The organism is Dietzia sp. NPDC055343 (assembly GCF_053645265.1).
This window is the reverse complement of the sequence record NZ_JBSHMJ010000035.1, coordinates 22,913-34,703: the sequence shown is the minus strand read 5'-3', so window position 1 is coordinate 34,703 and position 11,791 is coordinate 22,913. Positions and strand designations below refer to the sequence as shown.

Genomic DNA, 11,791 nt, shown 5'->3' with positions numbered 1-11,791 from the left:
CGACGACGACGGCGTTGTCGTCGTCGACCCGACTGTCGGCGATCCCACGGTGGGCACGCCCGCGGCGGCGACCACCGCGCCCGTCCCCCGTAGTCGGATCATCTTCGCGTCCCTCATCGGCACGACGATCGAGTTCTACGACTTCTACATCTTCGCCACGGCCGCGGTCTCGGTCTTCCCGCTGCTGTTCTTCGCAGGCGGCGACTCCGGTACGGCGCTGCTCGCCTCCATGGCGACCTTCGGCACCGCGTTCATCGCGCGGCCCCTCGGCTCGGTGATCTTCGGCCACTACGGCGACCGGCTCGGACGCAAGGTCACGCTGGTCGGCGCACTGCTGACGATGGGTATCGCCACGTTCCTCATCGGCCTGCTGCCGACGATCCACCAGATCGGGCTCTGGGCGCCGGCGATGCTCACCATCATGCGTTTCTTCCAGGGCATCGGCCTGGGCGGCGAGTGGTCGGGCGCCGCGCTGCTGGCAGCAGAGACAGCCAAGCCCGGCAAGCGCGCGTTCGCCGCGATGTGGCCGCAGCTCGGTGCCCCGTTCGGCTTCATCCTGGCCAACGGCGTGTTCCTGCTGCTCACCACCTGGTTCGCCTACGACTCCACCGCGGCCGAGCTGTCCGACCCGTTCCTCGTGTGGGGCTGGCGTATCCCGTTCCTGCTGTCCATCGTGATGGTCGGCGTGGGCCTGTACGTGCGGCTGCGGATCGAGGAGACGCCGGTCTTCGCCAAGGCGGTCGCGCAGAACGAGCGCGTCAAGGCGCCTGTGTCCGAGGTGTTCCGCAAGAACTGGTGGGAGATCATCCTCGGCACCTTCATCATGCTGGCCACCTACGGCCTGTTCTACCTGATGACCACGTGGATCCTCTCGTTCGCGATCGGCGGCGAGGCCACCGGCGGGCTCGGCTACGGTTACCGGTCGTTCCTCATCCTGCAGGTCATCGCGATCCTGCTCTTCGCGGCGTTCATCCCGATCGCCGGATACCTCGCGGACCGCTTCGGGCGACGGCGGATGCTCATCACCACCACCGCCGGGATCATCCTCTTCGGCCTGTCGTTCGGCTGGTGGCTCAGCCCCGAGGCCATGGGCACCGGTGACGGGCTCGACGTGGTCCGCATGCTCGGCTTCCTGTGTGTCGGCATGGCGCTGATGGGCCTGACCTTCGGCCCGATGTCGGCCGTGCTGCCGGAGCTGTTCCCCACCCACACCCGCTACACGGGTTCCGGCGTGGCGTACAACTTCTCCGCAATCCTCGGCGCCGCCCTCACGCCGTTCGTCGCGGTGTGGCTGGTGCAGCACTTCTCCGTGGCGTGGGTGGGCTACTACCTCGTGGGGCTGTCGGTGCTGACCATCATCTCGCTGATCCTGTCCCCGGAGACCAGTAAGAAGTCGCTCTACACCGATGGAGTCCATCACCACTAGGGGCGTCGCACGTCGCGAGCTCAAGACGGCGCGAGCTCAGTACGACGCAGCCTCGGGCAGGCCCCCGGATCCGCACCGCGGACCCGGGGGCCTCGCCGTCGCCGGCGTCCGCTCAGTCCGGCGCGTTGTGCGGCATCACCACGACCGGGCATTTCGCGCGAGCCACCACGTACTGGCTCACCGAGCCGAGCAGCATCCCGGTAAAGGCGCCGCGGCCGCGGCTACCGATCACGAGGAGCCCGGCTCCGTCCGACTGCTCGACCAGCACCTTCCCGGGATGGCCCTGGACGACGCGCTGAACGACCGCCGCGCCCTCGTCCTCGCCGAGCGCCGACTTCACGGTGGCGTCGAGCATGGCCCGCGCGTTCTGCTCGAGATTCGCCGGGTTCTCCCACGCGGCCATCCCGTAGGGACTGAGCATGGCGGGCACCTCGTACACGGCCATGACATGCAGCGGAGCGCCCACGGAGCGGGCGTGGACCACGGCCCACTGCAGGGCCCGAACGGAATCCTCGGCGCCGTCGATGCCGACGATGACTGGCTTGGTCTCCATGACTGGATCCACATCCTTGCGACGGTGAACGGTTCCCGCCGGGACCGTCGTCTCCCGACGCCACCCTGATGGTAACGCCGCGTCCGGCGGGGTGCGGGGGATCAGCCCGGGCTGACCCCTGCACCGGTATCGAGGGGCGGAATCGGCGGGTCAGAGAGTGAGGTCCACGGCGAGCTGGCGGGCCAGCGCCGTGATGAGCGCGGATGCCGTTCGGGCGACCGTCGGGCTGTCGAGTTCGGGGGCTGCCGGCTCGGCGTCGTCGTCGTAGTCATGATTTTTGCCGTTGCCACCGGCGTCCCGATCCGCGTCGGGCGGCTCGTCCCCCGCGGCCCCGAACTGCGCGTCGTATCGGGCATTGAGCCACGTCGACAGCAGCTGGGTCACGCCGCCCACGACGAACTGCGCGGCGTGGTCCAGGACGATTCCGGGCACGGGCTCGGCGGCCGCCTCGCGGGCGGTCGCGGCGGTGATGCCCACGAAGAACTGCGTGGATTCCTGGCGCTTGCGGGCGATGAGCGCGTTGGCGATGCGGGTCGAGAAGAGGATGTGTCCCGCCCGGGGGTCCGCTTCGAGCGCGTCGACGAGCGAGGACATCGCGCTGGAGATCTGCTCCTCGACGGTCGGCGGCGCGGCGAATGCGGCGGCCACTTCGGTGGCGATCGTGCTGACGCAGGCATCGTACGCGGCTTCCGCCAGGGCGTCCGTCGAGGCGAAGTTCTCGTAGAAGTAGCGCGAGGTCAGCCCGGTTGTGTGGCAGACGCCCCGAACTGTGAGCGGCTCGCCGGTGATGAGCGTGTCGATCGCGCCGTCGAGCAGGCTTTGTCGGCGCGCGGCCTCCCGGTCGGCCGACGAGCGGCCGCCGTAGACGCGCCCGGGCTTGTCGCCAGCGGTCATGCCCGACCTCCCGTGTCTCGCACTGTCGCAGCTGACCGTATCAATCACGTACCGAGCTCGCCGGATCGAATCTGACTACACCCTTGCTCAGATGGTCCTCGCGGGTTTACGGTGGGCACACAGGTCGCCGGGAGTGCGGAAGCGAGCTCCCCCTACTTTTCGAGGACGGACCGATGACCGCTGCGATGACCGACTCCCACTCCGTACCGACGCCCGGCGGCGTCCACGCCGCCCGCGCCGGACTCGACCGGATGATCGCCGTGCGGCGGCCGGCCGAGCGGGACCTCACCGAGATCGACTCGCTGCTGGACCTGTCGAGCGGGCTGTGGATGTGGCTGGCCGGCGCGAACGTGATCATGCAGCTGGCCAATCCGGCCGTGGGTTACGGCGTGCTCGAGAGCCGCGTCGAGCGCGGCCGCGCCGACACGCACCCCGTCAAGCGGGCGCGCACGACCGCCCTGTACCTCGCCGTGGCGACGATCGGGAACGACGACGACAAGGAGTTCATGCACCGGGAGGTCAAGCGGATCCACGACGAGGTCTTCTCCACCTCGAGCAGTCCCGTGCGCTACTCCGGTAACTCCCGCGAGCTGCAGCTGTGGGTGGCGCTGTGCCTCATCCGGTTCTTCGTGGACCAGTACGAACTGCTGTACCGCGAGCTCGATGCCGCCGAGCGCGAGCACGTCCTGACCCTCGCCTCGCCGCTCGCGACCGTGCTCAACGTCCCCGAGGAGGACTGGCCCGCCACCTGGGCGGAGTACGAGGAGCGGTTCGCCGCGGGGATGGCGGACGCGGAGATCGACGACCCGGTCCGGCAGATGCTTGATGACCTGTGCGCCTTCCGGATCCTCGACGGCAAGTTCCGCGGTGCCGGCGACCTGGCGCGGCGCGCGTTCGGGCCCACCAACCACTCGTACACCCGCTTCGGCGTCCCGGCGTCGACCCGCGAACAGATGAACTGGGAGATCACGCCCGCCGACCTGCGGCGCAAGCGCCGGATGAACGCCGTTGCGCGCGCCGCCGACAAGGTCCTGCCCATGCCACTCAAGAAGATGTACACCCTCGCGCTGTGGGACATGCGGATCCGCCGCAGGCTCGGGGTTAGCGTCTTCTGAGGCTCACTTCCGGTGTCGAACGCCGGGCAAGGGCAGGGCCTGCCTCTAGCCGACTAAGATGAGACCGTCGTCACACTGAGGTACTGGTGGCGGTCGAACAGGAAGGGCGGGTGAGCGCATGGCAGGCGAGCCGCACGCGCCGGCACCGGGTCCGCTTCCCGGGACCGTGGACGTCAACGGCGTCACGCTCGCCGTCGAGCACGTCGGTGACAGGTCAATGCCGACGGTCCTCCTCGTAGGTGCCCCGACGATGCTGTCCTGGTCGGATGCGCTCTGTGTGGCGGTGGCGCGGGGAGGTCGGCACGTCGTGCGCTACGACCTGCGGGACAGCGGGCGATCAACCAGGTACGACCCGGCCACGCCCGGGTACACGCTCCGCCACCTCGCCGATGACGCCGCGGCGCTGGCTCGGGATCTGTCCGTATATCCCGTCCATCTGGCGGGCATCGGTGTCGGGGGGGATGGTCGCGCAGCTGGCCGCGCTCGACCATCCTGCCGCGTTCTCGGCGCTCACGCTCATCGGCACCCGGGCCGTGGCCCCGGGGCCGGTCGACGAGAACCTTCCGGATCACGATGCAGACGTCAAGCGCCGGGTGTTCTCCCTCACCCCGCCGGACTGGTCCGAGCGGGAGTCCGTCGTCGCATTTGCGACAGCGCGAGCCGAGATCCTCGGCAATGACGCCGTGGCGGCAGGCGAGGTGGCGGGCCGGATTTGGGACCGCACGCCCGGGTCCGATGCGGGGTCCCGTCAGGCCGATCAGCTGGGGATGGCGTTCGCCCGCCTGGACTGCGCCCCGCGGTGGCGCGAACGGCTACCCGGTCTCACACTGCCGACGCTGGTCGTGCACGGCCGCTGCGACCGATTCTTCCCCGTCGGCAATGGCGAGGCGCTCGCACACGAGATCCCCGACGCGCGACTGCTCGTCCTCGACAACGCGGCGTCGGCGATCCCGCCCTCCGCTGTGGGAGAGGTCGCCGCCGCGATGCTCGCGCTGTAGGGCCCAGCCGGGGACCATGCCGGGTCGGACTCCGCGAGCTCGGCGGTGGAGTGCCCGGCGGGATCATGACCGGCTTCGTCGACTCCGGTCGCCGGATGGGGCCATTCTCACGGAAAATTATGTGTCCGTGCAGGGCTCTATGGGACTACTCTTGCCGCATCGTCGTCGTCGACACACAGGGGTGCCCCATGGGAACGCTGAGCTTTACCGCGACGGTCTCCCTCGACGGGTACGCCGCCGACGCGAGCGGGGACTTCCAGTGGTCCGCGCCGGGCGACGAGGTGTTCCGGTTCCACGTCGAGCGCATGGGCGCGGTGTCCACCGAGGTCCTGGGCCGCAACACCTACCAGCTCATGACGTACTGGAACGCCGAGCCCGAGGGCGGCTCCTGGGGCGAGGACGAGCGGGAGTTCGCCCGACGCTGGCAGGGGATCGAGCACGTCGTGGTGTCGTCGACCCTGGAGCCTGAGGACCTCGATTCACCGCGCGATCGGCTGGTGCCCCGTCTCGAACTGTCCGAGCTGGAGCAGATCGTCCGCGATGCGCCCGGCGAGGTGGAGATCTTCGGCCCGACTACCGCCGCCGCCGCGATCCGGGCCGGCATGGTGCGCGACTTCCGGTTCTTCGTGGTCCCGAAGGTCGTCGGCGGTGGGCTCCGTGCCCTACCCGCCGACGCGGCGCTCAACCTGGACCTCGTCGAGCACCGCACCTTCGGCGACACCGCGTACCTCCACTACGCCCGGCGCTGACGGCGACCCGGACGGCCCGGGCGGGGTTGCGACTCAGGAACTGAGGTCCTTCTCGTCGTCGGCAACCGGGCCGCCCAGCTCTCCGGTCCCGTACCGGTCGAGCGTCGCGCGCACCTGGGCGCCCCACCGTGCGTGGGCCGCCTGGCGGGAGATGCCGGCCGCGCGCCCGATCACGTCCCAGGTCACCCCCCATCGCCGCAGGCCCACGACGGAGCCGAGCGCATCGAACCCGGCGGCGTGTTCGATCCGAAACGCGAGTACCTGAACGGCGACGTTCCACTGCTCACCGTCGGCCCCCGGCGGGGGCGTGGTACCGAGTACGGCCTGCGCCTGGGTGAATGCCGCGCCCGCCGCGGCGGCGTGCGCCGCCCGGATGGGCGCGTCGAGATCGGCGGATAGTGCGGTGTCGAGGTGGGTGCTCATGTGTCAACTAATAGTTGACGACGACGGCAACGTCAACCCACGCTTGACGGAGATCGGTCTTCTCAGGTGTCCGACCCCGCGCTCGCTTGGGTGGTTCGATCCGGCCCGTGGGAGTTGGAGATGAAGAACGAGCCGATGATTCCCACCGCGGCCACGACCATGGAGACGAGGAACGCCATGTCGGCTCCGTGGACCAACCCCTCCATGCCGTGCACCTGCGGGTCCAGTGCGGTCGAGGTCATGACGGTCACCAGAACGGCGGCCCCGACGGAGGCCGCGATCTGGCGGAAGGTGTTGTTGACCGCCGTTCCGTGCGGGACGAGGTGCTTCGGGAGCTGGTTGAGCGCTGCCGTGGTCACGGGCATCATGACCATCGCCGCGCCGAGCATGCGGACCGCGTTGAATCCCGCCAGGTAGGCGAACGACGTCTCGGTGGTCAGCTGGGTGAACGGGAACGTGGCGGCGGTGAGCAGGGCGAAGCCGATCACGGCGAGCCATCTGGCGCCCACGGCGTCGAAGATCCGGCCGGTGATCGGGGACATCACTCCCATGACCACGGCGCCGGGTAGCAGTGCCATCCCGGACTCCATGGCGGTGAAGCCGGTCATGTTCTGCATGTACAGCGGCAGGACGAGCATGCCGCCGATCAGGGCGATGAAGACGATCATGCCGAGCACCGTGTTGAGCGTGAACATGGGGTACCGGAGAACCCGGAGCTCGAGGAGCGGCTCCGCCAGCGTGAGCTGCCGATGGATGAAGAACGCCAGCGCGACGGCGCCGACCGCCAGCGCGATGAGCACCTCGGGGCTCACCCATCCGGCGTCTCCCGCTGTTCCGAAACCGAAGAGCAGGCCGCCGAAGCCCAGCGACGACAGGATGACGGACACCACGTCGAGCCGCGGGTTGGTTTGTTCCGTGACGTTGGCCAGCAGGAAGTACCCGAAGACCGACGCGATCACGGCGATCGGCAGCATCATGATGAACAGCGTCTGCCACGGCCAGTGGTCCACGATGAAGCCGGACAGGGTCGGGCCGATCGCCGGCGCGAAGGCGATCACCAGTCCGAATGTGCCCATCGCCTTGCCGCGCTCCCGCACGGGGAAAATCGCGAAGAGGATGGTCTGCATCAACGGCATGATCATGCCGCCGCTCGCGGCCTGGATCACGCGACCGCCCAGCAGGATGGGGTACACGGGGGCGAGCGCGCAGACGGCGGTGCCGACGATGAACAACGCCATCGCCGCGAGGAACATCGTCCGGGTGGTGAACTTCTGGATGAGGAACGCCGTGACCGGGATCATGATGCCGTTGACCAGCATGAAGATGGTTGTCATCCACTGGGCGTCACTCGCGCTGATGCCGAAGTCCGCCATGAAGACCGGGAGCGCGGTGTTGAGAAGGGTCTGGTTGAGGATGATCACGAACGCGCCCGACACCAGCACCGCCAGGAGGAGGTTGCGGTTGACCGGCGCCCGTGCGGTGTCGGGCTGATCGGTGGAGTCTCGGGGTTCGGGGGTCACGGCAGGGGCTCGATTCGTGCGGGGTCGGGTGGTGCGGGCGTCGTGGCGGAGGGCCCGACGGTCGGCCCGGAGCAGCGCGTCGCCTCGCGAGACGCGTCTCGAGTGCCTTCGATTCGCGCAGGCTCGTGGGTGGCGGCGGCACGGTGGGCTCGATCCGTTTTTACACTAGGTGCATGTTTGCACTCGATGCAATTTGAGGTGCGGGGCGTCACCGCCAGCCGTGGGGTCAACGCCGTGGTGCCGACTCCGGTCGGCGCCTGTCAGAGCGCTCGCACGGATCCGAGCCTGACCACGCGATCCGCGGCGGCGATGAAGCCGTCGTGGTGTGTCGCGCAGACGACGACGGCACCTCGACGGTCTGCCTGGTCGAGGAGCAGATCGTGAATGCGGCCGCGGCTCTCGGTGTCGAGTCCGGCGTCGGGCTCGTCCATCAGCACGATGTCCGCCCGGCGTGCGAGTGCCTGGGCGAGGAGGGTGCGCTGCCGCTGCCCCCGGACAGGTCGGTCCGGGGGCGGGAGTCGTAGCCGGTCAGGCCGACCACGTCGATCATCTCCGCGACGACTTCCCGCGTTCGCCTCCTCCCGAGGCGGCGGCCCCACGTCCCCATCGCGACGGTGTCACGCACGGTGAGTGGGAGGGTCTCCGGCGCGGCCGGGCGCTGCACCACCAATGACACCGTGCCCAGCCGGCGCACCTCACCCTTCTGTGGAGTGCGTACCCCGGCGAGGATCTCGAGCAGTGTCGATTTGCCGACGCCGTTGGGTCCGGCGATGGCGGTGACCGTCCCCCGGCCCAGTTCGAGATCGACATCGTGGATCACTTCGTGTCCTGCGTAACCGAAGCACACGCCGTGGGCGCTCAGTGCGGGGCCATTCGAAGGCGTCAAGGCGAATCTCCTCCTTGTTGAAAATGATTGTCAGTACCGTTACCGTACTACCTCGTGTCCTGGTTCCTTGATCCGTTCAGCACGGTGTTCGTCGCGCGTGCTGCGCTCGGTGGTGTGCTCGTGGCGGCCATATGCGGCGTCGTGGGCACCTGGGTGGTCATCCGCGGGATGGCGTTCTTCGGGGAGGCGATCGGGCACGGGATGCTGCCGGGGGTCGCGCTGGCCACGGTGCTCGGCCTGCCCGCCCTGGCCGGCGGAGCCGCCAGCGCGGTGACGATGAGCGTGGCGATCGGCGCACTGCAGCGGCGCGGGCGGCTGTCCTACGACACGACCATCGGTTTGCTGTTCGTCACGATGCTGTCGGTCGGGGTGATCATCGTGTCGCACTCGGGCAGCTTCGCCACGGACGCGACGGCCATCCTCTTCGGTGACATCCTCGCGGTAGGCACTCCCGAACTCGTCACCCTGGCGATCGCCCTGGCGGTCACGCTAGCGCTCGGGGTGGTCTTCCACCGGGCCTTCGTGGCCGCGGCATTCGACCCGCGCATCGCCCAGACTCTCGGGCTCCGTCCGGCGCTGGCCCACGTGGTGCTCATCGGCCTGGTGACCCTCGCGGTGGTGGCCTCGTACCAGGCCGTCGGCACCCTGCTCGTGGTGGCGCTGCTGCTCGCACCGGTGGTCGCCGCGAACCGGTGGACCCGTCGTATCCCCTCCACGATGGCGCTCGCTGCTGTCTTCGGCAGCGCTGCCGTGGTGGTCGGCCTGCTGGCGTCCTGGCATGCGGGAACGGCCGCCGGCTCCTCCATCGCCTTCTCCGCCATCGCGCTCGCCGGGGCCTCAGCGCTGGTCAGGGCCGCGTACGACATCCCGCGAGCCCGCCGGTTGACGCACCACCCGTCTTCCCGCCGGTAGCCGCAGACCCCGTCACCCCCGGCCCGACCCGAATGACTATCCGAAAGCAGGTCATGCAGAATTCCAGAACGATCGTGCCCCTCGCCGTGGCCCTGGCGCTCTCACTCGCGGCGTGCGCCGGTGCCGATGACGAGGGCACCGACGCAACCGGCGCCGCGCCGGCTGCCGAGGTGCCCACCGCGCAGGGCCCCGCCGCTGGGAGTCCCGCCGGAGCGGAAGCCTCCGGAGCCGGACACGGAGCCATCGACGGCGCCGAGGAGGTGGCCGAGCCGCAGCTGCACCTCGTGAGCATCGATTCGGACGGCGCCGTGGGAATGGTGAACCTGCTGGACGGGACCGTCTCCGAACCGGGGGTCATCGCCCCGCCGTCGGCGGTCACCTCCGACGGGCGCTACCTGTTCGCCGAGACGGTCGAGGGCGTCGAGATCGTCGACAGCGGCGTGTGGACGTGGGATCACGTCGACCACTTCCACTTCTACCGCACCTCGCCGCGGGTGCTGGGGCCCGTGGCGGGCAGCGGTCCGGTGGTCGTGTCGACCTCGGCCAACGCGACCACCGGCGGCACCGGGCTGTTCTTCCCGGAGTCGGGCGAGGCGGTGCTGTTGGACAACCAGGCACTCTCCAAGGGGCGGATCGAGGAGGTCTTCCGTCTGGAGACCGAACCACACGAGGGGGTGGCCGCCCCGCTGGGCGGCGGCGCGCTCGTCAGCTCCGTCGACGACTCGGGCGCCGTGACCGGGGTGCGGTTCCACGACTCGGCCGGCGCACCCGTGGACGGCGCGGCGGCCCCGTGCCCCGATGCGCAGGGCACCATCACCACCCGCGTGGGCGTGGTCGTCGGCTGCGCTGACGGAGCCGTCCTCGCCACGCTTGACGGCGACGAGCCGACCCTGGAGCACGTGCCCTACCCCGAGGGCACGGACGCACCGCGCGCCACCGACTTCCGGAACCGCAAGGGGCGCCCCACCACGGCCGCGCTCGCCGGCGAGACCGGATTCTGGCTGCTCGACACCCGCGAGAAGCAGTGGCGGCACGTGCCGACGGCGGAGCCGCTCGTCCAGGTCTCGGCGTCCGACGACGCGGACCGACACGTCGTCGCACTGGACCACGAGGGCAGGATCCGCGTCTACGACGGCGCCGCCGGAGCCGAGATCGCCGCAACGGAACCCCTGCTGGCCGCAGCTCTCGCGGACCCGGAAACGCGGAAGGGGGTCGACCTCACCGTCGACCGGGAACGCGCCTACGTCAACGACCCCGCCGGGGGCGTAGTCCACGAGATCGACTATCGCGGCGGCGCGCGCGTCGCCCGCTCTCTCGACACCCCGACCGCGCCCGACTTCTTCGCGGAGACGGGGCGATGAGGCGGCGGCGGACACCCGTGGTCGGCGTCCCTCGGGGGCCGGTAGCCGCGGTCCTCGTGGCCGTGCTGACCCTGGCCGGGTGTACGGGCGCCGACGCGTCATCGGACCGGCCCGTGGTCGTCGTCACCACCAACATCCTCGGCGACGTGGTGGAGAACCTGGCCGGCGAGAGCGCCGACGTGACGACGCTGATGAAGCCCAACGCCGATCCGCACTCCTTCGAGATCTCCGTCCAGGAAGCGAGTCTCCTGGACCGCGCGGATCTCGTGGTTTCCAACGGACTGGGCCTGGAGGAGGGCCTGCAACAGCACCTGGACCGCGTGGCCGACGCGGGCGTGGAGACGTTCACGGCGGGGGAGCAGATCGAGGTCATCTCCTACTCGCAGGAGGAGGCCGGCGGCGCCCCGGATCCACATTTCTGGACCGATCCGCGCCGGGTCGTCGACGTCGTGGACGCGCTGGAGACCGAGTTGCTCGAGGTCGAAGGGATCGACCGCGCGTCTGTGGAGGCGGGCGCGGAGCGATACCGCGCGGAACTCGCCGAGCTCGACGAGGAGATGGCGACCGCGTTCGCCGGTATCCCCGACGACGCGCGCGCCCTCGTCACCAACCACCACGTGTTCGGCTACCTGGCCGAGCGTTTCGACTTCCGCGTCATCGGCGCCGCCATTCCCGGGGGCACCACGCTGGCGTCCCCGAGTGCCGCCGACCTAGACGACCTCGCCTCGGCGATCACCGAGGCCGACGTTCCCGCGATCTTCGCCGAATCGTCCCAGCCCGACCGGCTGGTGCAGGTGCTGGCGAGCGAGGCCGGGATCGACGTCGAGGTGATCGAACTGTTCACCGAGTCGCTCACCGAACCGGGCCGGGGCGCGGACACCTACCTGACGATGATGCGCGCCAACACCACGCGCATCGCCGACGGGCTTTCGAATCACCCATAGGAGAGGAACA

Annotated in this window: 13 protein-coding genes; 7 read left to right on the top strand and 6 right to left on the bottom strand. The window is 69.7% G+C overall.

What is annotated here, in order from left to right; all coding sequences use genetic code 11:
* Nucleotides 1–49 precede the first annotated feature (49 nt).
* Nucleotides 50–1,426, top strand: coding sequence for an MFS transporter (locus ACWIE7_RS14960; protein ID WP_454069777.1), 1,377 nt, complete (start codon nt 50–52; stop codon nt 1,424–1,426).
* Nucleotides 1,427–1,538: 112 nt separating this feature from the next.
* Here the strand turns inward: ACWIE7_RS14960 and ACWIE7_RS14955 are convergent, their stop codons facing one another.
* Together ACWIE7_RS14955 and ACWIE7_RS14950 are read right to left on the bottom strand one after the other, a co-directional pair.
* Nucleotides 1,539–1,979: a universal stress protein gene (locus tag ACWIE7_RS14955; protein ID WP_452098176.1), complete on the bottom strand. Its 441-nt coding sequence runs from the start codon at nt 1,977–1,979 to the stop codon at nt 1,539–1,541.
* Between the two features lie 150 nt (nt 1,980–2,129).
* On the bottom strand, nt 2,130–2,873 hold the full coding sequence (locus tag ACWIE7_RS14950) for a TetR/AcrR family transcriptional regulator (RefSeq protein WP_452098175.1): 744 nt from the start codon (nt 2,871–2,873) through the stop codon (nt 2,130–2,132).
* A gap of 173 nt (nt 2,874–3,046) precedes the next feature.
* Between ACWIE7_RS14950 and ACWIE7_RS14945 the strand changes: the two genes are divergently transcribed.
* From ACWIE7_RS14945 to ACWIE7_RS14935, 3 genes are all read left to right on the top strand, one after another.
* On the top strand, nt 3,047–3,988 hold the full coding sequence (locus ACWIE7_RS14945) for an oxygenase MpaB family protein (protein WP_454069773.1): 942 nt from the start codon (nt 3,047–3,049) through the stop codon (nt 3,986–3,988).
* Between the two features lie 389 nt (nt 3,989–4,377).
* Nucleotides 4,378–4,986 (top strand): alpha/beta fold hydrolase, encoded by a 609-nt coding sequence (locus tag ACWIE7_RS14940; protein WP_454069771.1) that lies wholly within the window; start codon nt 4,378–4,380, stop codon nt 4,984–4,986.
* Between the two features lie 188 nt (nt 4,987–5,174).
* Nucleotides 5,175–5,735 (top strand): dihydrofolate reductase family protein, encoded by a 561-nt coding sequence (locus ACWIE7_RS14935; RefSeq protein ID WP_454069769.1) that lies wholly within the window; start codon nt 5,175–5,177, stop codon nt 5,733–5,735.
* Between the two features lie 33 nt (nt 5,736–5,768).
* Here the strand turns inward: ACWIE7_RS14935 and ACWIE7_RS14930 are convergent, their stop codons facing one another.
* From ACWIE7_RS14930 to ACWIE7_RS14915, 4 genes are all read right to left on the bottom strand, one after another.
* The gene (locus ACWIE7_RS14930; protein WP_452098171.1) at nt 5,769–6,158 is read right to left on the bottom strand and encodes a hypothetical protein; all 390 of its coding nucleotides are present in this window, start codon (nt 6,156–6,158) and stop codon (nt 5,769–5,771) included.
* A gap of 62 nt (nt 6,159–6,220) precedes the next feature.
* Entirely contained in the window at nt 6,221–7,678 is a 1,458-nt protein-coding gene (locus ACWIE7_RS14925) for an MDR family MFS transporter (protein WP_454069767.1), read from the bottom strand.
* 260 nt (nt 7,679–7,938) lie between these two features.
* Nucleotides 7,939–8,109 carry a hypothetical protein gene (locus ACWIE7_RS14920; protein WP_454069765.1) on the bottom strand — a complete coding sequence of 57 codons (171 nt, stop codon included), beginning with the start codon at nt 8,107–8,109 and terminating at the stop codon, nt 7,939–7,941.
* On the bottom strand, nt 8,109–8,564 hold the full coding sequence (locus tag ACWIE7_RS14915; RefSeq protein WP_454069763.1) for an ATP-binding cassette domain-containing protein: 456 nt from the start codon (nt 8,562–8,564) through the stop codon (nt 8,109–8,111). The genes ACWIE7_RS14920 and ACWIE7_RS14915 overlap by 1 nt, the downstream gene beginning before the upstream one ends.
* Before the next feature lie 54 nt (nt 8,565–8,618).
* On the opposite strand from ACWIE7_RS14915, the gene aztB reads away from it, so the two are divergent.
* From aztB to aztC, 3 genes are read left to right on the top strand one after another with little or no spacing between them, the layout of a single operon-like run.
* Entirely contained in the window at nt 8,619–9,476 is an 858-nt protein-coding gene (gene aztB, locus ACWIE7_RS14910) for a zinc ABC transporter permease AztB (RefSeq protein ID WP_454069761.1), read from the top strand.
* Between the two features lie 53 nt (nt 9,477–9,529).
* A complete protein-coding gene (locus tag ACWIE7_RS14905) occupies nt 9,530–10,837 on the top strand; it encodes an ABC transporter (RefSeq protein WP_452098167.1) in 1,308 nt (435 codons plus the stop codon).
* A gap of 56 nt (nt 10,838–10,893) precedes the next feature.
* Nucleotides 10,894–11,781 (top strand): zinc ABC transporter substrate-binding protein AztC, encoded by an 888-nt coding sequence (gene aztC / locus ACWIE7_RS14900; RefSeq protein ID WP_454069759.1) that lies wholly within the window; start codon nt 10,894–10,896, stop codon nt 11,779–11,781.
* Nucleotides 11,782–11,791 lie beyond the last annotated feature (10 nt).